The sequence below is a fragment of the Actinosynnema sp. NPDC023794 genome (genome assembly GCF_040639675.1).
Taxonomy (GTDB): domain Bacteria; phylum Actinomycetota; class Actinomycetes; order Mycobacteriales; family Pseudonocardiaceae; genus Actinosynnema; species Actinosynnema luteola.
Genome location: NZ_JBFAFR010000001.1, coordinates 446,273 through 469,863, shown reverse-complemented (window position 1 = coordinate 469,863; position 23,591 = coordinate 446,273). Strand labels below are relative to the sequence as shown.

The following is a 23,591-nucleotide window of genomic DNA, read 5'->3' as shown; positions in this document are numbered from 1 at the left end:
GACGGTGTCCGGACGAGCCGGGCGCACAACGCGCGCGAGGCGCCGCCCCAGGGGGACGGGGCCGGCGCCTCGACTGGAGCGGACTACGGGTTGATCTTGATGGTGAACGTCGAGGTCCGGTTGCGGATGTCCTCGTTGTTGTTGCTGAACCGCAGGTTGCTGAAGGTCACCGAGCCGACCGCGGGCCCCTGGCCGGCCTCCGGCATCTCGTTGGCCCACAGGCCGATACCGGACTTGTGCTCGAACTGGTCGCCGCTCAACCGGGCCCCGGAGATCGAGATGTTCGTCAGGACGGTGTCCTGGATCGGGTTCTCCGGCGTCGTCCCGTTGTACTTGGTCTGGAACATGATCCCGGAGTACGTCGGGTCGATGATGTCGACGTCGTCGACCCTGATGCCCCGGAACGGCTTCGACGCCGAGAACATCCAGATCCCCGGGAACGTCTGCCCGTTCCAGAAGTGCCCGCCCGTGCGCACCAGCGTGATCCCGCTGAACGTCGTCGGCTCCGGGCCGAAGCCGTTCATCGGGTAGCCGAAGTCCAGCGAGCTGATCGTGACACCCGAGTAGGTCAACGTGTCGGCGATGTAGATGTTGCGGAACGTGTTCAGGAAGCCGCCGTACACCGCCAACCCGGCCGCGCGCCAGGTCGTCAACGACGACAGGTTCTCGTACACGTTGTTCTTCTCGTCCGCCCCGCCGGCGTCGATCGCGGAGAACAGCGCGAAGCTGTCGTCACCGGTCGAGCGCGCCTCGATGTTGGCCACCCGGTTGTCCGTGCTGCCGTTGGTCATGTTGACGCCGTCGGCGAACATGTTGCGGATCCGCGAGTCCTTGATGGTCATGAAGTCGGTGTTCGCGCCCCAGTAGAGGCACACCATGTGCTCGGCCCAGATGTCCTCGATGGTGATGTTGGAGACGTTCGAGAAGTCGAACACCTTGCCCGGGCCGTCGATGCGGGAGGTGTAGTTGCCGAAGAACGCGAACCCGCTGAACGTCGAGCCGTTCACCGACTGCTCGGCCCGGAAGCCCGCGTCGGTGTTCTCCTGCGTGGTCGGCACGACGAACTTGGTGAACCACGGCCCCGCGCCGATCACCCGCACCGGCTTGCCGTACACCTGGAACTTCTGCGAGGTGGTGTACGTGCCGGCCGGCAGGTACACGCCGAGCAGGGTGCCGCTGGTGTCCATGCGGAACCGGTCCAGCGCGTTCTGCACGTCCTGGTGGCCGAACCCGGTCGGCGTGACGTACCGGGCCGGGTCGGGGTTGGCCCGCGCCACCGCGTGCTCGAAGTTCACGAAGTCGATGGCGTAGTTGGTGGTGTTGGCCGCGTCCTTCTGCAGCTTGATCTTCGTGCCCGCCGGGAACGTGCCGTTGAGCATCACGTTCGCCTCGTCGTAGATGTGCCGCGGCCCGCCCGCGCCCGGCGAGTTGCCCGGTGAGGCCTCGTTGCCGTAGAGCCAGATGTGCCGCGAGTGCAGGTCGATCGCCTTGTGGAACGACCCGTTGACGTACACGTTCAGCGTGGCGCCGATGCCGCCGCCGCCCGCGGCGTCCGGGATGGAGAAGCGGGTGACGAGGGTGTTGGTCGGCCCGCCGGTGGTGAACTCGACCGACGAGCCGGTGCTGGTGAGCGTCACCGCGCGCCGGCCGGACGCCTCGCCGGCGAGGTCGCCGATGGTGCGGTTCGGGCCGATCTTCTGCGCGCCGCCCGCGGTGACGGCGTCCTCGGCCTCGACGTGCTGCCACGGCACGTTCGCGCCGCGGCCGATGAACAGTGACTGCGAGGTCAGGTTGTTCGCCTGCCGCGCGGCGATCTCGTTGGCGTCCACCGCGACTTCGGTGCGCAGCGTGTACTTGCCGTTGACGGCGGCCCAGGAGCCCAGCGTGATCGGCGCGGCCGACTGGCCCGGCTGGATCGCGCCGGTGTGGCCGCCGGTGAACGTGCGCACGGTCGCGCCTGTGGTGGCGTTGAGGAGCGTGAGCGTGACGCCGTGCGCGCCGCTCGCGGTGGCGATCGAGCCCTCGTTGCGCAGCACGACGGTGAACGTGGTGCTCTGGCCGTTGGCCGGGTTGTTCGGCGACCAGCTCAGCGCGCCGACCAGGTCCGAGCTGGGCACGGGTGTGACGACCAGGGCGCTCGGGTGCAGGCGGGCGTTGTTGGCCTCGTTCTGCTCGACGACCTTCTTCGTCTCGTCGACCTTCGCGGTGTAGGCGTAGGAGCCGGAGCCGCGCGGGCCGATGTTCGCGGCGACGGTCGCCGACGCGCCCGCCGCGAGCGCGCCGACCTGGGCCGTGCCGACGGCGTCGTCGCCGAGGAAGAACGTCACGTCGGTCGCGCCGGACGCCGCCGTGCCCGCGTTCCGCACGGTCGCGGACAGGGTGATCGGGTTCGTCTCGACCGGGCTCGTCGGGGTGAACGACGTCGCGCTCACGGTCAGGTCGGGGTTGGGCGCGGCCACGCCGAACACCTGGAACTCGGCTACCTGGCCGCCGGGCGCGCCGGTGTTGGACGTGATGCGCAGCTGCACGTCCGCGACCCGTGCGGACAGCGGGATGGTGACCGTGTTGCCGGACGCCGGGTTGAACGCGTAGTCGCGCGCGGACACCAGGGTCGTGAAGCCCGAGGCGCTCTGCTCGCGGCCCAGCACCTGGATGTTCTGCGTGCGGGCGCCCCACGCCGACGCCGGGTTGAGCTTCAGCACGACCGAGCTGAGGTCGGAGTTCGAGCCGAGCTGCGTGGTCAGCGCGTTCGGGTAGGTCGCGCCTTCCCAGTACGTGTTCACGTCGTCGTCGTTGGCGTTCGTGGCCACGAAGTCGAACACGTGGGAGGAGGACGTGATCGGCCTGCCCTTGGCCAGGTTCGCGCCGGAGCCGGGCGAGCCGGGCCGGGTGACGGAGTTGCTGGGCGGCGACTGGTTGCCCGCCGCGTCCTTGGCGATCACGTGGTAGGTGACCGCCACCCCGTCCGGCTGGGAGTCGGTGTAGGTCAGCACCGTGCCCGGCAGGCTCGTGCGCAGCGCGCCGTTGGCGTAGACGTCGTAGCCGGTGACGCCGGTGTTGTCGGTGGACGCCGACCACGTCAGCCTGATCTGCCCGGACTGCGGCGAGGTGTGGGCGAGGTTCGTCGGCGCGGACGGCGCCTGCGTGTCGCCGGTGGTCGGCCCGTGCAGCTCGAACTCCGCGACCTGACCGGCGGGCCACGCGGTGTTGCCGGTGATCAGCAGCCGCACGAACCGCGTGGTGGTCGCGGTGAACTGGATCGTCACCGCGTTGTTCGAGGCCGGGTTGAACGCGTGCGGCGCCGACGGGACGAGGTCGCCGAAGTTCTGGCCGTCGGTGCTGTGCTGCACGGCCAACGTCTGGGTGCGCGCGCCCCAGCCCGCCGCCGGCAGCTTGAGCACGACCCGGTCGACCTTGACCGCCGCGCCGAGGTCGGCGCGCAGCCACTGCGGGAACGCGTTGTTGGCGCTCTCCCAGTAGGTGGCCTGGTTGCCGTCACCGGCGTTGGACGCCTGGTAGACGTCGTTGTGGCTGCTCGCGCTGTACGTGGCGGCGAGCTCGGCGGTGACGTCGGCGGCCCGGCGGACGTCGATGTCGCGGACCTGCGCGCCGTCCACGCGCACGTAGCGCACCAGCGTGGGGTCGAAGTCGAACGCCTGGTCCTCGCCGTGGCGTGGCGCGGACGGCACCAGGGTGGCGAACCCCTTGCCGTCGAGGCTGGTCTGGACGGAGAACGTGGCGTCGTCGTCCGGCAACGACAGGCGGACCTGGTCGATGCGGGTCGGTCTGCCGAGGTCGAGCACCCCGGCCGAGGGCGCGGCCTGAGCGGCAGGGGGGCTCAGGGTGAACGCCGTGAGGCTCAGTGCGAGCAGTGAGGCGGCAAGGCGCGAGCGGGCGCGTGTCGTCGTTGACATGGTCGTGCTGGCCCTTCTCTTAGGGCTGTTCCGGCATCTTGTTAGAAAGTTCCGCGTAGTTGTCAATTTCTTGCGTAACCGGATCGCAGCGTTGCAGAGCCCCGGCGGGAAAGTCAACGGTCGGGCGCCCGAGTAGGCCATCCGCACCAACACGACGAAGGCCGCCCCCTGTGGCGTGGGGGCGGCCTTCGTCGTGTCCGACGTCCTGTGTCAGGACGCCTTGCGCCGGGCGGCGAGCAGGCCGATCAGCCCCGCGATCGCGAGCGGTGCGCCGACCAGCGGCAGCAACGGCAGCCCGGCCACCAGGCCGATGCCGTTCAGCAGCACGCCGAGCAGCAGCAGCACCCTCCACACCACCGCACCGTTCCCGTCCTGTCGCGCCACGTCCGCTCCTTCCGCTCGACTTCGGCCGCAAGCCAGCCACGCGGCCGGCCGCGCCGCGCGGCCCGCAACGGGTTCACACAGGTGGGAAGCCGTGCCCAGGTCCCCGTTCCGGGCCGTTGCGGGGATCTAGACTGCGTGATCATCTGGAGGTGGCGGTGAGCGACCCGAAAGCGGCGTTCGCGCAGGCGCTGGCGCGGTTGCGCGAACGGCTGCCCGACGTGTCCGACGAGGCGGTGGCCCGGCGCGCGAGCGCGGTCGTGCTGCCGTCCGGCCGTCGCGTGGCCGTGAACGCCCGGCGGCTGGGGGAGTGGGTCGGCGGCCAGTCCGTGCCCCGGGACTTCGACGTGGTGCTGGCGGTGGCCATGGCGACCGGCGGCGTGCCGAAGCCGACCGAGCTGCGCGACCTCTGGCGTGCCGCCCACCGGGACCGCCGCGCCACGCCGAAGTCGGGACGGCTGGTCGTCGGTCGGCCGCCGAGCGACGCGGCGGCGTTGCGCGACCGCCCGGACCTGGCCGACGCGATCGACGCCGCGCTGCGGGCGCCCGACGTCCGCCAGGTCCTCCTCACGGGACCGGGCGGTGTCGGCAAGTCCCAACTGGCCACCGCCGCGTTCCACCGCGCCCGCGCCGACGTGCTGGTCTGGGTGGGCGCCCGCACCAGGCAGTCCGTGCTCACCGGCTACGCCCGCGCCTGGCGCGCACTGGCCAAGGCCGCCGACGCCGACGAGGAGACCCAAGCCGACCTGTTCCTCGCCTGGCTGCGCTCCACCACCACGTCCTGGCTCGTGGTGATGGACGACGTGGACGACCCGGCGGAGTTGGCCGGCCTCTGGCCCGCGGGCGACGGGCGGACGCTGATCACCACCCAGCGCCGCGACGCGTCCCTCTTACGCCCGGACGCGCGGGTCGTCACCGTCGGCATGTTCACCGCGGACGAGGCCACCGCCTACCTGTCGGCCCGCCTCTCCGTCGACCCGCGCCACGACCCCGCCGACCTGGCCACCCTCGCCGACGCGCTGGGCCGCTTCCCGTTGGCGCTCTCTCAGGCCGCCGCGTTCCTCATCGACAGCGGCACCGACGTCCCCACCTACCTGGACCTCCTGGCCGACCGCCGCCAGCGCGTGGCCGACCTGTTCCCGCCCACCTCGCCCGCCGACGACCACCACGACACGGTCGCGGGCACCGTCCGACTGGCCGTGGAACGGGCCGGAACCCTGGCCGCCGACGCCGTCGACGCGCTCGGCCTGATCTCAGTCCTCGCCTCGGACGGCATCCCCGAGTCACTGCTCGCCGACCACCTCCCGGCACTGCGGGCGCTGCACCGGCTGAACCTCGTCACCCACCACGGCCGGGTCGAGGTGCACGCCCTCGTCCAACGCGCCGCCCGCGACCTGCTGCCCGACCTGGCCACGCCTGCCGTCACGGCCGCCGACGCGATCGAACGCGAGTGGTCGACCGCCGACCCGGACACCGCCGCGGCCCTCTACCGCAACGCCGAAGTGCTCCGGACCGTCGCCGGCGAGCACCTGTGGACCGGCGGCATGCACCCCGTCCTGCGCCGCCTGGGCCGGTACCTGGCCGAGATCGGGCGTCCCGCCGCCGCCCGCGACGTGGCCACGGCACTGCTCACCCACGCCACCGACCCGCGGGACGTCATCGCGCTGCGCACCCAGGTCGCCAAGGCGATCGGGGACCTCGGCGATCCGCAGACCGCGCTCGCCCACTTCACCGAGATCCGCGCCACCGCCGAGGACACCCTGGGGCTCACCGACGAGGACACCCTGTGGGCCCGCTTCCACCAGGCCAACTACCGCCTGGAGACCGGCCTCATCGAGCAGGCCCTCGCCGAGCTGACCTCCCTGATCGACTCCTGCGGCCTGCCCGCCGCCCACCCGGTCCGCGTCATGGCCGAAGACGACCGCGTCCTGTGCCTGGGCCTGTCCGGCAACCTCACCGCCGCCCGCGACGCCGCGGACGACCTCGTCACCACCCTGCGCCGGGAACTGGGCCCGCGCCACAAGCAGACGCTGCGCGTCGTGCTGGGCCTGGGCCGCTGGATCGGCGAGACGGGGGACGCGCACACCGCCGTGGCCACCTACCAAGAAGCCGTCGACGGTCTGGAGGCCGTGGCCGGCCGAGGCCACCACGACACGTTCATCGCGCGCCACAACCTGGCCTACTGGCGTGCCGTCGCCGGCGACCTGCCCCGAGCCATTACCGAATTCGCCACCGCCAGTGCCGACGCCGAACGGGCCTTGGGCGAAACCCACCCGACCACCCTGACCTACCGCTCGAACCTGGTGTTCTGGCAGGGGGTGGCGGGCGACCCGGAGGCACTGCACCACCTGACCGCCCTGCGGCACTCGGTGGAGCGGACCTTCGGCTCCCAGCACCCCCGCGCACTGCGGATCAGGCAACAACGAGCCCAACTCCTCCACCGCGCGGGCCACACCGACGAGGCGGTCGACGAACTGCGCGCCGTGCTGGCGGAGATGTCCGCCGTGCAGGGCGACAACCACCCGCGGACGAGGGAAGCCGCAGACCTGCTCGCGAGCTGGCAGACCACCTGACCCGCCAACGCGAAGACCCGCCGCCCGGACTGACGGGCGGCGGGTCTTCGCGTTGGCACGAGCGGGAACCTAGGTCCGCCGCACGATGATCCGCTGCAGGGCGATGAACGCCAGCAGCAGCGCGCCGATCACGATCTTCGTCCACCAGGACGACAGGGTGCCCTCGAACGAGATCAGCGTCTGGATGGTGCCCAGCACGAGCACGCCCACGACCGATCCGATCACGAACCCGACCCCGCCGGACAGCAGGCTGCCGCCGACGACCACGGCGGCGATGGCGTCCAGCTCCATGCCGACCGCGTGCAGGCTGTAGCCGGAGAGCATGTAGAGGCTGAACAGCAGTCCGCCCAGCGCGGAGCAGAACCCGCTGATCACGTAGACGCCGATCTTCACCCGTGTGGTCGCCAGGCCCATCAGGCGCGCGGACGACTCGCTGCCGCCCACGGCGTAGACCGTGCGCCCGAATCGGGTCAGGTGCAGCACGTAGACCGCCGCGAGCACCGCCACCAGCGCGATGACGACGCCGTAGGTGATGGTCACGCCGCCGGGCAGTTCGATCGAGCCGGTGGCCAGGTCGCGGAACGTCGGGTCCTTGATCGACACGGACTCGACGCTGATCACGAAGCACAGGCCGCGGGCGAGGAACATGCCGGCCAGGGTGACGATGAACGGTTGCACGCCGAACCGGTGGATGACCCAGCCCATCGCCAGTCCGAGCCCGGATCCGGCCGCGAGCACCGTGAGCACGACCAGCCACACCGGCCACCCGGCTTGCAACGCCGCCGCCGCGATCATCGTGGACAGCGCGACCACCGACCCGACCGAGAGGTCGATGCCGCCGGTGAGGATCACGAAGGTCATGCCGACCGCGAGCACGATCAGGAAGGCGTTGTCGATGAACAGGTTCGCCATGACCTGCCCGGAGGCGAACCCCTCGTACCGCACCGAGCCGACGCCGAAGGTCGCCACGAACACCACGAAGGTGGCGATCACCGGCAGGAACCGCTTGGGCACGGTCACGCGTCCGCGGGACCGACCCGGCGCGCCCGGCACCGCCACCGATTCCGGTTCCACGACCACTGTCTGCTGCTTCACGCGGGCACTCCTTGCTTCCCACGAACCCCACGAACCCGGATCCGGACCGGTGCCTGCACCAGGCACACCGCGATCACCACGACCGCCTTGAAGACCAGCGTGATCTCCGGTGCGATGCCGATGGTGTAGACGGTCGTGGTCAACGTCTGGATGATCAACGCGCCGAGCAGGGTGCCGGTCAGCGAGTACCGGCCGCCGGCCAGCGACGTGCCGCCGATGACGACGGCCAGGATGGCGTCCATCTCGATCCACAGGCCGGCGTTGTTGGCGTCCGCCGCGCTCACGTTGGAGCTGATCATCAGCCCGGCCACGGCCGCGCACAGGGCCGCGAACACGTACACCGTCCAGATGATCGTGCGCGCGCGCACGCCGGCCAGCCGTGACGCCGACGGGTTCACCCCGACCGACTCGATCAGCAGCCCCAGCGCCGTGCGCCGGGTCACCAGCGCGACCAGGCCCAGCACCGCCAGGCTGATCAGGATCGCGATCGGCAGCACCACGAACCCCGCGCCCACCTCGCGGAAGGTCGGCGAGTCGACGGTGACGATCTGGCCCTCGGTGATCAGCATCGCGATGCCGCGCCCGGCGGTCATCAGCACCAGGGTGGCGATGATCGGCTGGATGCCCAGCACCGAGACCAGGAACCCGTTCCACAGCCCGAGCACGCCGCACAGCACCAGCGCCAGGCCCATGCCGGTCCACGCGTCACCGCCCGAGGCGATGTAGGTGCAGGTCACCGCGCCCGCGATGGCCGCGACCGCGCCGACCGACAGGTCGATGCCGCGGGTGGCGATCACCAGCGTCATGCCCAGTGCGATCAGCAGCGTGGGCGCGCCGTTGCGCAGGATGTCGATCAGGCTCCCGTACAGGTGCCCGTCCTGCAGGCGCAGCGAGAAGAACGACGGCGTCACCACCACGTTCAGCACGAGCAGCGCGACCAGCGCCAGCACCGGCCAGAGCAGTCGGTTCTTCACGACGCCACCGCCTTCTCCACTTCCGTGTCCAGACCGTGGTCGCCGCCGCCCGCGATGAGGGCCATCACGTCGTCCACGCCCACCTCGCCGTCCAGCTCGGCGACCTTGTGCCGGTCGCGCATCACCACCACCCGGTCGGACACGCGCACCACCTCCTCCAACTCGGCGGAGATGAACAGCACGGCCATGCCCTCCGCGGCCAGGTCCGCGACGACCTTCTGGATCTGCGCCTTCGCGCCCACGTCGATGCCGCGCGTCGGCTCGTCCAGGATCAACAGCTTCGGCTCGGTCACCAGCCACCGCGCCAGCAGCACCTTCTGCTGGTTGCCGCCGGACAGGTTCCCCACCGCCCGGTCCGGGTCGGCGGGGCGGATGTCGAGCAGCTCGATGTACTTGGCCACCAGCTCGTCGGCGAGCTTGCGCGGCACGGGCCGAGCCCAGCCGCGCGCGGCCTGCATCGCCAGGATCAGGTTGTCGCGCACGCTCAGGTCGGCCACGATCCCCTCGGCCTTGCGGTCCTCCGACGAGAACGCGATCCCGGCCTCGATCGCCGCCCGCGGCCCGGTCAGCTTCAAGGGCTTGCCGTTGACCAGGATCCGGCCCGAGTCGGCCTTGTCCGCGCCGAACAGCAACCGCGCCACCTCGGTGCGGCCCGAGCCGAGCAACCCGGCCAGGCCGACCACCTCACCGGACCTGACCTCCAGGTCGAACGGCGCGACCGAGCCCTTGCGCCCCACCCCCTCGGCGACGAGGAACGCCTGGCCCGGCGTGCCGGAACGGCGCTCGATCTCCTCCAGCAGGCCCATCTCGCGGCCCAGCATCGCCGAGACCAGGTCGATCCGGCTCAACGCGGCGGTCGAGTGCTCGGCGACCAGCTGGCCGTTGCGCAGCACCGTGATCCGGTCGGAGATCTCGTAGACCTGCTCCAGGAAGTGCGTCACGAACAGCACCGCGACACCCTCGTCGCGCAGTACCCGGATGATCCGGAACAGCTCCGCGACCTCGTCGGCGTCCAGGCTGGAGGTCGGCTCGTCGAGCACCAGCACCCGCGCGTCCACCGCCACGGCCCGCGCGATCGCGACGAGCTGCTGCACGGCGATCGGGTGGCTCTCCAGGACCGAGCCTGGGTCGATGCTCAACCCGATCCGGGCCAGCAGCTCCGCGGCGCGGGCGCGCATCCGCCTGCCGTCGATGCGGCCGAACCTGCGCGGCTCCCGGCCGAGCAGGATGTTCTCCGCCACGGTGAGGTTCCCGCACAGGTTGACCTCTTGGTACACCGTGCTGATCCCGGCGGCCTGCGCCTGCGCTGGAGCGTGGAACGACACGGGCTCGCCCGCGTAGCGGACCTCGCCCGCCGCGAGCGGGTGCACCCCGGTCAACGCCTTGATGAGCGTGGACTTGCCCGCCCCGTTCTCACCCATCAACGCGTGGACCTCGCCGGGGAACAGCCGGAAATCCACCTCCTGCAAGGCTTTCACTCCGGGGAACTCCACCGAGATGCCCCGCATGTCCACGACCGGTTCGGTCACCGGACAACTCCCCTCACGCGGACCCTCACAACAAGAACCTCACGACAAGACCCTCACACGAGAACGACGGGAGCGGGCCCCGCCACCACACCCGGAGGGTGGCGGGGCCCGCGGTCTGGATCAGTACTTGCGGTTGGGCAGCTCGGTCTTGGCCTGCTCGACGGTGAACGTGCCCTCCTCGGTCACGACCCGCGGCGGCACCTCCTCGCCGGCGACGACCTTCTTGGCCAGCTCCATCAGCTGCTTGCCCAGCAGCGGGTTGCACTCGACGATGAAGTTGATCTCACCGGCGGCCAGCGCGGTCATGCCGTCCTTCACCGCGTCCACGGTGATGATCTTGATGTCCTTGCCCGGCACCTTGCCCGCGGCCTTGATCGCCTCGATCGCGCCCAGGCCCATGTCGTCGTTGTGCGCGTAGACCACGTCGATCTGCGGCACCGACTTCAGGAACGCCTCCATGACCTGCTTGCCGCCCGACCGCGTGAAGTCACCGGTCTGCGTGGCCACGACCTTCAGGTCCGTGCCCGCGATGGCGTCCTCGAAACCCTTCTTGCGGTCGATCGCCGGCGCCGCGCCGGTCGTGCCCTGCAGCTCCACGACGTTCTTCGCGCCGCCCGCGTTGGCCTTCAGCCACTCGCCGGCCTTCTTGCCCTCCTCCACGAAGTCCGACCCGAGGAACGTCTTGTACAGCGACGTGTCGTCCGAGTCGACCGCGCGGTCGGTCAGGATCACCGGGATGTTCGCGCGCTTGGCCTCCAGCAGCACGGCGTCCCAACCGGTCTCCACCACCGGGCTGAAGGCGATGACGTCCACCTTCTGCTGGATGTAGGACCGGATCGCCTTGATCTGGTTCTCCTGCTTCTGCTGCGCGTCGGAGAACTTCAACTCGATCCCGGCCGCCGCGGCCTCCTCCTGGATCGACTTGGTGTTCGCGGTGCGCCAACCACTCTCGGCGCCCACCTGGGCGAAACCCATCGTGATCTTGCCGTCGTCGTTGCCCTTGGGCGCTCCCGTCGACCCCGCGTCCCCGGACCCACCGGATCCGCACGCGGTCAACGCGGCCAACAGGACCGCGGCAGCGGCGGTCGTGATCTTCTTCAACACTGGTCTTCCTCCGTGTGAACCCGAGACACTGACGGGATCGGCGAACCGCGTGACGGTGGTCACCTGGGGCACAAGAGTGAACGCTCACAATCGGCCCGTCAACCCCCCGGAAACGTCAACTTCGCATCCTTGACACGTTTGTTAGGCCGGTCGTATGTTAGCGCTCACTTTTGTGACCCAACACACCGCGACCTCTGGATGCCCCTGTTCATCCGCGGCCCCGTGCCGCGCGCAAGACGAGAGCGACGCCCCAAATGGTCACCCTTCGTCATCGTCCACGCACCCTCGTCGCGACTGTCGTCGCGGCGCTGGTCGCGGCGGCTTTGAGCGCCCCGCCGGCATCCGCCGCCGACGGACTCGTGCTCCACTACCCCCTCACCGAAACCGAAGGCGCCGTCGTGGCCGACACCTCGGGCGGAGGTCGCAACGCAACCGTTATCGGCGACGCCACTCCCGGCGGTCCTGAAGGCCTTCAGTTGGGTGGCGTCGACGGTCACGTGAAGCTGCCCGACAACGTGCTGCGCGATCTGACCGAAGTGAGCGTGTCGCTCCAGGTGCGCATCGCGCCGGACCAGGCGACGCCGTACTTCATCTACGGCCTCGGTAATTCCTCGGGCACGGCTGGTAACGGCTACCTGTTCACCACCGGCAACGCCTACCGGTCGTCCATCGCCACCGGGAACTGGTCGACGGAGCAGACCGTGACGGCGGGCCGCAATCTCGCCAGGGGCGTTTGGAAAACGCTTACCTACACGCTCGGCGGCGGCACCGCCGTGCTTTACGAGGACGGCGTCGAGGTCGCGCGCAAGACCGGCGTCACGATCACCCCGGCGATGATCGGCGGTGGCACGACCACCGCGAACTACATCGGCCGCTCCGTCTACAGCGGCGACCGCCGCCTGAAGGGCGCGGTCCGCGACTTCCGCCTCTACGACCGCGCCCTCACCGCGGCCGAGGCGCACGACCTCGGCTTCATCGCCGACGAGGAGAAGGGCCGCCGCGACCTGGCCGCGATCGACCTCGGCGACACCTCCGCCGTCACCGCGAACCTCGCCTTGCCGACCACCGGTCCGTACGGCTCCGCGATCACCTGGCGGTCCAGCGATCCCGCGGTCGTGTCCACCACCGGTGTCGTGACCCGCCCCGCGCCCGGCGCCGCGCCCGCTGCCGTGACGCTCACCGCGACCGCGTTCGGGCAGACCCGCGACTTCCAGGTCACCGTGCGCCCGCAGCTGACCGACGACGAGAAGGTCGCCGAGGCCGACGCCGCGCTCGTCGTGTGGGACTCCGACGACATCCGCGGCAACATCACCCTGCCGACCACGGGCCTGCACGGCACCGCGATCACGTGGAAGAGCAACAAGCCCGGGATCATCACGCCCACCGGCGAGGTCACCCGGCCCGCGTTCGGCGAGAAGCCGGTGAAGGTGCAGCTCACCGCGGAGATCCGCGCGGGCGAGGAGACCACCCGCAAGAAGTTCAAGGTCACCGTGACGCCCCTGCCGGCGGAGCAGGACTACGAGGGCTACCTGTTCGGCTACTTCACCGGCGAGGGCTCGGCCACCGGCGAGCAGGTCTACCTCGCCGCCAGCCGCGGCAACGACGCGCTCAAGTGGGACGAGCTGAACCAGGGCAAGCCCGTGCTGACGTCCTCGCTGGGCGACAAGGGCGTCCGCGACCCGTTCATCATCCGGTCGCCGGAGGGCGACAAGTTCTACCTCATCGCCACCGACCTGAAGATCCACGGCAACGGCAACTGGGACCTGGTGCAGCGCAAGGGCAGCCGCCACATCGAGGTGTGGGAGTCGACCGACCTGGTCAACTGGGGTCAGCAGCGCCACGTGCGGGTGTCGCCGGAGACGGCGGGCAACACGTGGGCCCCCGAGGCGTACTACGACGAGTCGATCGGCGCCTACGTCGTCTTCTGGGCCTCGAAGCTCTACGCCGAGGACGACCCGGAGCACACCGGCAACACCTACAACAAGATGCTCTACGCGACCACGCGCGACTTCCGCACGTTCAGCGAGCCGCAGGTCTGGGTCGACCCGGGCTACTCGGTCATCGACTCGACCGTGATCAAGCACGGCGACGAGTACTACCGGTTCACCAAGGACGAGCGGAACAACACGTCCACCACGCCGTGCAGCAAGTTCATCCTCGCCGAGAAGTCCGCGCAGCTGCGCGACACGTCGTACGACTTCGTCGCCGACTGCATCGGCAAGGGCTCGATCAACCAGGGCGAGGGGCCGACGGTCTTCAAGTCCAACACCGAGGACCGCTGGTACCTGTTCATCGACGAGTTCGGCGGCCGGGGCTACGTGCCGTTCGAGACGACCGACCTCGCGTCCGGCGAGTGGACGCTCGCCACGGACTACCAACTGCCCAGCCGTCCCCGGCACGGCACCGTGCTGCCGGTGACGAAGGCCGAGCTCGACCGGGTCCGGGCAGCGTTCCCCTGACCACACCGAGGAGCACCGGAGCACGCATGTCCCGCGTTGTGACGGCCTCAGCGTTCGGCGCAGCCCGCTCGTCCGCGCACGGACCGGGACGGCGGGCCAGGGCGCCACTTCGCGCACGGCGCCGGCCGGGTGGTCGTGTCCAAGCCGGGTGGCGACGGAGGGGCCCGGGGACGTGCGGCCTTCCGGGTGAGCCGACGTGTCCCTGCGCTGGTCGGAAGGGTCTCTGGTGGACAATGGACCGTGAGCACCTTCACGGTGGATCAGGCGTGTTATCGCTAACATCGAGTACGAAGGCTGCAATGTCGACAGGGGAGATGGGGCGCTAGTGGAGCACAGGACCTCGCGCGATCCCGCGATGACGGATGTCGCCCGGCTCGCCGGGGTCTCGCACCAGACGGTGTCGAGGGTGCTGAACGGGCACCCCAACGTCCGGGAGCAGACCCGGCTGCGGGTGCGCGCGGCCATCGCGGAGCTGGGCTACCGGCCCAACAAGGCGGCCAGGGCGCTGGTCACCGGCCGGTCGCAGCTGATCGGGGTGGTGGCGCAGAACTCGACGCTCTACGGTCCCGCGTCGCTGCTCGCCGCGTTCGAGGCGGCGGCGGCCGAGGCGGGGTTCGCGGTGAGCGTGGGGCGGGTCAACGTCCTGGACCGCAACTCCATCTCCGACGCCGTGGAACGCCACCGCGACCAGCGGGTCGCCGGAATAGTGGTCATCGCGCCGACCGCGTCGGCCAACGACGCGGTCGGCGACGTGTCCGCCGGCATCCCGCTGGTCACGGTGGACGGCGACCCGGAGCGCTCGACGCCGCTGGTGACGGTCGACCAGGCGGCGGGCGCGTTCGCCGCGACCACCCACCTGCTGGAGGCGGGCCACCGCACGGTGTGGCACGTCTCGGGGCCGTCGGACTGGTTCGACAGCCTCGGCCGCATAAGGGGGTGGCGGTCCGCGTTGGAGACGGCGGGCCTGGAGGTGCCGCCGGTCGTGCCGGCGGACTGGAGCGCGGCCTCGGGCTACCGGGCGGGCCAGATGCTGGCCCGCATGCCGGAGGTCACCGCGATCTTCGCGGCGAACGACCACCTGGCGCTCGGCATCCTGCGCGCGATGAGCGAGCGCGGCCGGCGGGTGCCGCACGACGTGAGCATCGTGGGGTTCGACGACGTGCCGGAGGCGGCCTACTTCATCCCGCCGCTGACGACCATCAGACCGGACTTCCACGCCGTCGCCAAGGAGACGCTGGAGCTGCTGCTGGCGCAGGTGGCCGACGGCGAGGTCGGCGCGCCGCAGCGCAACGTCCCACCGGCGCTGGTGAAGCGGGACAGCGTCGCGCCTCCCGTGCAGTGACCGCGGAGGCGGCACGGCGTCGTGCCGCCTCCGCGGCGGAGCGGATGAGGGCGGCGTCGTGCCGCCCTCACGCCGTTCCGGGTGGCGGTATACCGTCACGTCACCCGGTGGTGGCGGTGGTCCGGCGTCGTCGGGACCTGGCCCCGTAACTTTTTCGTCCGGTCTCCGCGCATCTGCGGTCCCGCACGCGGCCCGAACACGCCTAGGCTGACGGTGTGACCGCGGTCGCCACGCACCACGCTGAACACCGGGTTTTGAGCACGCTCACTAACACTTTAAGACCACGTTGCGGGCAGGTCTTGACGCCGTGAATGTTAGCGATAACACTGCCCATCATGGCGAGCGATCCATTGGTGGTGGGTGTCGACTTCGGCACGTTGTCCGGCCGCGCGGTGGTCGTGCGGGTGCGCGACGGCCTCGAACTCGGCACCGCGGTGCACGACTACCGGCACGGCGTGCTGGACCGGGCCCTGCCCGACGGGCGCCCGTTGCCCCCGGACTGGGCGTTGCAGGTGCCACAGGACTACGTGGACGTGCTGAAGCACGCGGTGCCCGCGGCCATCGCCGACGCCGGGGTCGACCCGGCCGACGTGATCGGCATCGGCACGGACTTCACCGCGTGCACGATGGTCCCGGTCAAGGCCGACGGCACGCCGCTCAACGAGCTGCCCGAGTTCGCGGGCAACCCGCACGCGTACGTGAAGCTGTGGAAGCACCACGCGGCCCAGCCGCAGGCCGACCGGATCAACCACCTGGCCGCGCAGCGCGGCGAGGGCTGGCTGCCCCGCTACGGCGGCCTGATCTCCTCGGAGTGGGAGTTCGCCAAGGGCCTCCAGCTGCTCGAAGAAGCCCCCGAGGTCTACGCGGCGATGGACCACTGGGTCGAGGCCGCCGACTGGATCGTCTGGCAGCTCGCCGGCACCTACGTGCGCAACGCGTGCACGGCCGGCTACAAGGGCATCTACCAGGACGGCTACCCGTCCGCGGACTTCCTGACCGCGCTGAACCCCGACTTCGCGACGTTCGTCTCCGAGAAGCTGGAGCACCCGCTCGGCCAGCTCGGCGACCGGGCGGGCGGGCTCACCGAGCAGGCCGCCGAGTGGACCGGCCTCAAGCCCGGCATCGCGGTGGCGGTCGGCAACGTCGACGCGCACGTGACGGCGCCCGCCGCGCGGGCCGTCGAACCCGGCCAGATGGTCGCGATCATGGGCACCTCCACGTGCCACGTGATGAACGCCGACGTGCTGGCCGACGTGCCGGGCATGTGCGGCGTGGTGGACGGCGGGATCGTGCCCGGCCTGTGGGGCTACGAGTCGGGGCAGAGCGGCGTCGGCGACATCTTCGCCTGGTTCGTCGAGCACGGCGTGCCGGCGGAGTACCACGAGCAGGCGCGGGCGCGCGGCATCTCGGTGCACGAGCTGCTGACCGAGCTGGCCGCGCAGCAGCGCATCGGCGAGCACGGCCTGATCGCGCTGGACTGGCACAGCGGCAACCGCTCGGTCCTGGTCGACCACGAGCTGTCGGGTGTCATCGTCGGGCAGACGCTGGCCACCCGCGCCGAGGACACCTACCGGGCGTTGCTGGAGGCCACGGCCTACGGCACGCGCGTCATCGTGGACTCCTACACCGACGCGGGCATCCCGGTCACCGAGCTGGTGATCGCGGGCGGCCTGCTCCGCAACCCGCTGCTGATGCAGATCTACGCCGACGTGACGAACCTGCCGCTGTCGGTCATCGGCTCCGAGCAGGGCCCCGCGCTGGGCTCGGCGATGCACGCGGCCGTCGCGGCGAAGGCCTACGAGGACATCCACGCCGCGGCCAAGGCGATGGGCTCGATCAAGCGCGGCGCGTACCTGCCGATCCCCGACAACGTCGAGGCCTACGAGCGGATGTTCGTGGAGTACCAGGAGCTGCACGACTACTTCGGCCGCGGCGCGAACGAGGTCATGCACCGGCTCAAGGCGCGTCGCCGCGCCGTCAAGGGGGAGTGACCGGTGTCCATCGCCCAGGACCTCCGCCGCACGGTCGCCGACCTGCACCGCGAGCTGACCCGCTACGAGCTGGTGATCTGGACCGCGGGCAACGTCTCGGCCCGCGTGCCCGGCCAGGACCTGATGGTCATCAAGCCGTCCGGCGTGTCCTACGACGAGCTGACCCCCGAGGCCATGGTCGTCACCGACCTGCACGGCAACCTGGTCGAGGGCGACTACTCGCCGTCGTCGGACACCGCCGCGCACGCCTACGTCTACCGGCACATGCCCGAGGTCGGGGGAGTGGTGCACACGCACTCCCCGTACGCCACGGCGTGGGCGGCGCGCGGCGAGCCCATCCCGTGCGTGCTCACGATGATCGCCGACGAGTTCGGCGGCGACGTCCCGGTGGGCCCGTTCGCGCTGATCGGCGACGACTCGATCGGCCAGGGCATCGTGGAGACCCTGCGCGGCAGCCGGTCGCCGGCCGTGCTGATGCGCAACCACGGCCCGTTCACGATCGGCAAGGACGCGCGTGCGGCGGTGAAGGCCGCGGTGATGGTGGAGGACGTGGCCCGCACCGTCCACTTCGCACACCAGCTCGGCACCCCGAAGCCGATCGAGCAGCACCACATCGACAGCCTGTACGCCCGTTACCAGAACGTCTACGGGCAATGAGCCCACGAGGGGAGCCCCGCATGTCGCCTGCTGGGAAGCCGCAGGTCTGGTTCCTGACCGGGAGCCAGCACCTCTACGGCCCGGAAACGCTCGAGCAGGTCGCCCAGCAGTCGCAGCAGATCCAGCGGATGCTCACCGAGTCGGGCCGCATCGCCGCGGAAGTGGTGTGGCAGCCCGTGCTGACCGACACCGCCGCCATCCGCGACGTCATGCTCGCGGCGAACGCCGACCCGTCGTGCATCGGCGTGATCGCGTGGATGCACACGTTCTCGCCCGCCAAGATGTGGATCACCGGGCTGGACGCGCTGCGCAAGCCGCTGCTGCACCTGCACACGCAGCTCAACGAGGCGCTGCCGTGGTCGACCATCGACATGGACTTCATGAACCTCAACCAGGCCGCGCACGGCGACCGCGAGTTCGGGTTCATCCAGACCAGGATCGGCGTGCCGCGCAAGACCGTGGCGGGCCACGCCAGCGACCCGCTGCTGGCCGACCGGATCGACGGCTGGGTGCGTGCCGCCACCGGTCACAGTCACCTGAACGGGATGAAGTTGGCCCGGTTCGGTGACAACATGCGGGGCGTCGCGGTGACCGAGGGCGACAAGGTGGAGGCCGAGCTGCGCTTCGGCGTCTCGGTGAACACCTACGGTGTGAATGACCTGGTCGAGCTGGTGGACGCGGTCGACGACGACGAGATCGACCTGCTGGTCGCGGAGTACGCCGACACCTACCGGCTCGCGCCCGAGCTGCACAAGGGCGCCGAGCGGCACGACTCGCTGCGCTACGGCGCGCGCATCGAGGCCGGCCTGCGCCGCTTCCTCACCGAGGGCGGCTTCGGCGCGTTCACCACGAACTTCGAGGACCTCGGCGGGCTGAGGCAGCTGCCGGGCCTCGCCGTGCAGCGGCTGATGGCCGACGGCTACGGCTTCGGCGGCGAGGGCGACTGGAAGACCTCCGCCCTGCTGGCCGCGGTCAAGGCGATGGGCGCGGGCACCGGCCGCGGCACGTCGTTCATGGAGGACTACACGTACCACTTCGGACCTGGCGAGCCGAAGATCCTCGGCGCGCACATGCTGGAGGTCTGCCCGACCATCGCGGCCGACCAGCCGTCGTGCGAGGTGCACCCGCTCGGCATCGGCGGCCGGGAGGACCCGGTCCGGCTGGTGTTCGACGCGGCGGCGGGCCCCGCGGTCGTCGTCGGCCTGGCCGACCTCGGCGAGCGGTTCCGGTTGGTGGCCAACGAGGTCGAGGTCGTGCCACCGGACGAGCCGCTGCCGAACCTGCCGGTCGCGCGCGCGGTGTGGAAGCCCGCGCCGTCGCTGTCCACGTCGGCCGAGTCGTGGCTGACCGCGGGAGGCCCGCACCACACCGTGATGACCCAGGCCGTGGGTGCGGATACGCTGCGGGACTTCGCGACGATGGTGAACACCGAACTGGTGGTCATCGACCAGGACACGACGACCGCGTCGTTCGGCGACCGCCTGCGCTGGAACCAGGCGTACTTCCGACTCGCGCAAGGTCTGCGCTAGCCGGTCCCGCGACCGGCCGGCCCCGAGCCGGCCGGTCGCGGACCAAGCACCACATCTAGGGAGAGAGAGAAACAATGAGGTTTCCGCGGATCGCCGCCATCACCGCGGCCGGCCTGATGCTCGCCGCCTGCGGGTCGGCGGAGAAGTCCGTCGACCAGCAGACCGGGTCCACGGAGGGCGCGCTCGTCGGCGTGACCATGCCGACCCGCTCGTCCGAGCGCTGGATCCACGACGGCGACAACATCAAGAAGGCGTTGGAGGAGAAGGGCTACAAGGTCGACCTCCAGTACGCCGAGAACGACATCCCGACGCAGGCCAACCAGATCGAGAACCAGATCACGAAGGGCGCGAAGCTGCTCATCGTGGCCTCGATCGACGGCACCGCGATCACGTCGCAGCTGCAGCAGGCGCAGGACGCCAACATCCCGGTCATCGCCTACGACCGGCTGCTGCGCAACACCGACAGCGTCGACTACTACGCGACCTTCGACAACTTCAAGGTCGGCGTGCAGCAGGCGACGTCGCTGCTGACCGGCCTGAAGGTGCTCAACGCCGACGGCAGCCAGGGCACCGCGACCGGCCCGTTCAACGTCGAGCTGTTCGCCGGTTCGCCGGACGACAACAACGCCACGTTCTTCTTCAACGGCGCGATGTCGGTGCTCAAGCCGCACATCGACAAGGGCACGCTGGTGGTCAAGAGCGGCCAGACCGACTTCAAGACGGTCGCCATCCTGCGCTGGGACCCGGCCACGGCCCAGAAGCGCATGGAAGACCTGCTGACCTCCTCCTACGGCGGCGCGCAGGTGCACGGCGTGCTGTCGCCGTACGACGGCCTGTCCATCGGCATCCTGTCCGCGCTGAAGAGCAGCGGCTACGGCACCGGCGGCAACCCGTACCCGATCGTCACCGGCCAGGACGCCGAGGTCGCGTCGGTGAAGTCGATCATCGCGGGCGAGCAGTTCTCGACCATCTACAAGGACACCCGCGAGCTCGCGGCGACCACCGTGAAGATGGCCGACGCCGTGCTCAAGGGCAACAAGCCCGAGGTCAACAACGAGAAGGACTACGACAACGGCAAGAAGGTCGTGCCGTCGTACCTGCTCGAGTCGGTGATCGTGGACAAGGGCAACTACCAGAAGGTGCTCGTCGACAGCGGCTACTACACCGCGGATCAGCTGAAGTAGGTTTGCACACCATGTCCGACGAAATCCTGGTGATGCGCGGCATCACCAAGCGGTTCGCCGGGGTCACCGCGCTGCACGACGTCACGCTCGCCGTGCGGCGCGGTGAGATCCACGCGATCTGCGGTGAGAACGGCGCGGGCAAGTCCACGCTGATGAAGGTCCTCTCCGGCGTGCACCCGCACGGTTCGTACGAGGGCGAGATCGTCTTCGAGGGCGAGCCCTGCTCGTTCGGCGGCGTCCGCGACAGCGAGCGGCGCGGCATCGTGATCATCCACCAGGAGCTGGCGCTGTGCGGCCAGCTGTCCGTCGCGGAGAACCTGTTCCTCGGCAACGAGCGGGCCAAGCGTGGGTTCATCGACTGGAACCGCACCAACCACGCGGCGGGCGCCCTGCTCGCCCGCGTGGGCCTGCGGGAGAACCCGACGACGCCGGTGCACGACCTCGGCGTCGGCAAGCAGCAGCTGGTGGAGATCGCCAAGGCCCTGGCCAAGGACGTGAAGCTGCTGATCCTGGACGAGCCGACCGCGGCGTTGAACGACGACGACTCCGCGCACCTGCTCGACCTGCTCGACGGGCTGCGCGACGAGGGCATCACCTCGGTGATCATCTCGCACAAGCTCAACGAGGTCACCCGGATCGCCGACAGCATCACGATCCTGCGCGACGGCCGCACCATCGAGACGCTGCCCGCCAAGGACGTGACCGAGGACCGGATCATCTCCGGCATGGTCGGCCGCGACCTGGAGCACCGGTTCCCGCCGCGCACGCCCCACATCGGGGACGAGGTGCTGCGGATCGAGGACTGGACCGTGCACAGCCCGTCCCAGCCCGACCGGGTCGTGGTCGACAACGCCACGCTGTCGTTGCGGCGCGGTGAGATCGTCGGTCTCGCCGGCCTCATGGGCGCGGGCCGCACCGAGCTCGCGATGAGCGTGTTCGGGCGGTCCTACGGCGTCGGCGTCTCCGGCCGGGTGATCAAGGACGGCCGCGAGATCGACACGCGCACCGTCCGCAAGGCGATCGACCACGGCCTGGCCTACGTCAGCGAGGACCGCAAGCGCTACGGGCTCAACCTGATCCAGGACGTCAAGCTCAACGTGTCCGCGGCCGGGTTGGCCAAGCTGGCGCCCCGCGGCTGGGTGAACGAGAACGAGGAGCACTCGGTCGCCGAGAAGTACCGGGACTCGATGAACATCAAGACGCCCAGCGTCGCCACCCCGACCGCATCGCTGTCCGGCGGCAACCAGCAGAAGGTCGTGCTGGCGAAGTGGATGTTCACCGACCCGGACGTGCTCATCCTCGACGAGCCGACCCGCGGCATCGACGTCGGCGCGAAGTACGAGATCTACTCGATCATCAACGACCTGGCCGACCAGGGCCGCGCGGTGCTGGTCATCTCCTCCGAGCTGCCGGAGCTGCTCGGCCTGTGCGACCGGGTCTACACCCTGTCCGAGGGCCGCATCACCGGTGAGCTCGACCGCGCGGAAGCAACCCAGGAACGCTTGATGCACCACATGACCCAGGGACAGACCTCATGACCACCGAAACCGCGGCCAAGGCGCTGAAGACCCCGGCCGGGCCGCAGCGCAGGTTCACGTTCAACCTGCGGCAGTCCGGCATCTACATCGCGTTCGCCCTGATCGTGGTGCTCTTCACGGTGCTGACGGACGGCGCTCTGCTGACGCCGCAGAACATCTCCAACATCATCGTCCAGAACTCGTACGTGCTGATCCTCGCCATCGGCATGATCCTGGTGATCATCGGCGGGCACATCGACCTGTCCGTCGGGTCCGTGGTCGCGCTGACCGGCGCGATCTGCGCGGTGCTGACCGTCCAGATGGGCCTGCCGTGGCCGCTGGCGGTGATCATCACGCTGCTCGCGGGCGCGGTGATCGGCGCGGCGCAGGGCTACTGGGTGGCGTTCTTCGGCATCCCGGCGTTCATCGTGACGCTGGCGGGCATGCTCGTGTTCCGCGCGCTGACGTTGACGGTGCTCGGCAACCAGGGCATCGGGCCGTTCCCGGACCAGATCCGCACCCTGGCCAACGGCTTCACCGAGGGCTACCTCGGCAACGTCGGCCTCGGCCCGCTCGGCGGCGCGGACCTGGTCAGCCTGCTGGTCGGCGTCGTGGTGGTGGCCGGGTTCGCGTTCAACCAGTGGCGCAACCGCAAGGCGCGGCTGAGCTACGGGCAGGTCGTCGACCCGTTCCCGATCTTCGTGGCGAAGATCGCGCTGGCGGCGGCCGTGGTGCTGGCGGTGGTCGTGCAGCTGGCCCGGTTCCGCAACCTGCCGTGGGTGCTCGTGCTGCTCGCGGTGCTGGCGCTGGGCTACTCGGTGATGGCGAACAAGTCGGTGTTCGGCCGGCACATCTACGCCATCGGCGGCAACCTCCAGGCCGCGACGCTGTCCGGCGTGAAGGTCAAGCAGGTCACGTTCTGGGTGTTCGTGAACATGGGCCTGCTGTCCGCGCTGGCGGGCGTGATCTTCGCCGGTCGCCTCAACCAGGCCGGTCCGACCGCGGGCAACGCGTTCGAGCTGGACGCGATCGCGGCGGCGTTCATCGGCGGCGCGGCGGTGCAGGGCGGCGTCGGCCGGGTGGTCGGCGCGATCACCGGCGGCCTGATCATGGGTGTGATCAACAACGGCATGTCGTTGATCGGCGCGCCCAGCGAACGGGTGATGCTGGTCAAGGGCCTGGTCCTGCTCGCCGCCGTCGCCTACGACGTGTGGACCAAGCGCCGCGGCCGCGCCTGAGACGCTGTACCGATCAAGGGCCTGCCTCACACCTCGGGGGCGGGCCCTTGACGTTTCCCGTCCACTTCGGATTCACTGAAGGGGCTGGGAACGTTCCCAGAGCC

The 23,591-nt window shown here is 70.1% G+C and carries 15 protein-coding genes; 9 read left to right on the top strand and 6 right to left on the bottom strand.

What is annotated here, in order from left to right:
• Window positions 1-83: 83 nt before the first annotated feature.
• A complete protein-coding gene (locus AB0H12_RS02020; protein ID WP_499620121.1) occupies window positions 84-3,914 on the bottom strand; it encodes a galactose-binding domain-containing protein in 3,831 nt (1,276 codons plus the stop codon).
• Window positions 3,915-4,124: 210 nt separating this feature from the next.
• Window positions 4,125-4,298: a hypothetical protein gene (locus AB0H12_RS02015; protein WP_499620119.1), complete on the bottom strand. Its 174-nt coding sequence runs from the start codon at window positions 4,296-4,298 to the stop codon at window positions 4,125-4,127.
• Between the two features lie 155 nt (window positions 4,299-4,453).
• On the opposite strand from AB0H12_RS02015, the gene AB0H12_RS02010 reads away from it, so the two are divergent.
• Window positions 4,454-6,868: an NB-ARC domain-containing protein gene (locus AB0H12_RS02010; protein ID WP_499620118.1), complete on the top strand. Its 2,415-nt coding sequence runs from the start codon at window positions 4,454-4,456 to the stop codon at window positions 6,866-6,868.
• Window positions 6,869-6,937: 69 nt separating this feature from the next.
• Here the strand turns inward: AB0H12_RS02010 and yjfF are convergent, their stop codons facing one another.
• The 4 genes from yjfF to AB0H12_RS01990 form a co-directional block, all read right to left on the bottom strand.
• Window positions 6,938-7,927: a galactofuranose ABC transporter, permease protein YjfF gene (gene yjfF / locus AB0H12_RS02005; protein WP_499620791.1), complete on the bottom strand. Its 990-nt coding sequence runs from the start codon at window positions 7,925-7,927 to the stop codon at window positions 6,938-6,940.
• 32 nt (window positions 7,928-7,959) lie between these two features.
• Entirely contained in the window at window positions 7,960-8,937 is a 978-nt protein-coding gene (locus AB0H12_RS02000; protein ID WP_230572986.1) for an ABC transporter permease, read from the bottom strand.
• Window positions 8,934-10,445 (bottom strand): sugar ABC transporter ATP-binding protein, encoded by a 1,512-nt coding sequence (locus AB0H12_RS01995; protein WP_499620789.1) that lies wholly within the window; start codon window positions 10,443-10,445, stop codon window positions 8,934-8,936. Before AB0H12_RS01995 ends, AB0H12_RS02000 begins: the two co-directional genes overlap by 4 nt.
• Window positions 10,446-10,586: 141 nt before the next feature.
• Entirely contained in the window at window positions 10,587-11,570 is a 984-nt protein-coding gene (locus tag AB0H12_RS01990; protein ID WP_499620117.1) for an ABC transporter substrate-binding protein, read from the bottom strand.
• A gap of 254 nt (window positions 11,571-11,824) precedes the next feature.
• Here AB0H12_RS01990 and AB0H12_RS01985 point away from each other — a divergent pair, with 254 nt between their 5' ends.
• From AB0H12_RS01985 to mmsB, 8 genes are all read left to right on the top strand, one after another.
• Window positions 11,825-14,029: an immunoglobulin-like domain-containing protein gene (locus AB0H12_RS01985; protein WP_499620115.1), complete on the top strand. Its 2,205-nt coding sequence runs from the start codon at window positions 11,825-11,827 to the stop codon at window positions 14,027-14,029.
• A gap of 355 nt (window positions 14,030-14,384) precedes the next feature.
• On the top strand, window positions 14,385-15,371 hold the full coding sequence (locus tag AB0H12_RS01980) for a LacI family DNA-binding transcriptional regulator (protein WP_123742618.1): 987 nt from the start codon (window positions 14,385-14,387) through the stop codon (window positions 15,369-15,371).
• Window positions 15,372-15,706: 335 nt separating this feature from the next.
• Window positions 15,707-17,362 (top strand): ribulokinase, encoded by a 1,656-nt coding sequence (gene araB, locus AB0H12_RS01975; RefSeq protein WP_499620114.1) that lies wholly within the window; start codon window positions 15,707-15,709, stop codon window positions 17,360-17,362.
• A 3-nt stretch (window positions 17,363-17,365) separates the two neighbouring features.
• Window positions 17,366-18,019: an L-ribulose-5-phosphate 4-epimerase gene (locus tag AB0H12_RS01970; protein WP_499620113.1), complete on the top strand. Its 654-nt coding sequence runs from the start codon at window positions 17,366-17,368 to the stop codon at window positions 18,017-18,019.
• A gap of 20 nt (window positions 18,020-18,039) precedes the next feature.
• Window positions 18,040-19,548: an L-arabinose isomerase gene (gene araA / locus AB0H12_RS01965; RefSeq protein ID WP_499620112.1), complete on the top strand. Its 1,509-nt coding sequence runs from the start codon at window positions 18,040-18,042 to the stop codon at window positions 19,546-19,548.
• A 74-nt stretch (window positions 19,549-19,622) separates the two neighbouring features.
• A complete protein-coding gene (gene chvE / locus AB0H12_RS01960) occupies window positions 19,623-20,732 on the top strand; it encodes a multiple monosaccharide ABC transporter substrate-binding protein (RefSeq protein WP_499620111.1) in 1,110 nt (369 codons plus the stop codon).
• An 11-nt stretch (window positions 20,733-20,743) separates the two neighbouring features.
• Window positions 20,744-22,270: a multiple monosaccharide ABC transporter ATP-binding protein gene (gene mmsA / locus AB0H12_RS01955; RefSeq protein WP_499620110.1), complete on the top strand. Its 1,527-nt coding sequence runs from the start codon at window positions 20,744-20,746 to the stop codon at window positions 22,268-22,270.
• Window positions 22,267-23,487 (top strand): multiple monosaccharide ABC transporter permease, encoded by a 1,221-nt coding sequence (mmsB, locus tag AB0H12_RS01950; protein ID WP_499620109.1) that lies wholly within the window; start codon window positions 22,267-22,269, stop codon window positions 23,485-23,487. The genes mmsA and mmsB overlap by 4 nt, the downstream gene beginning before the upstream one ends.
• Window positions 23,488-23,591 lie beyond the last annotated feature (104 nt).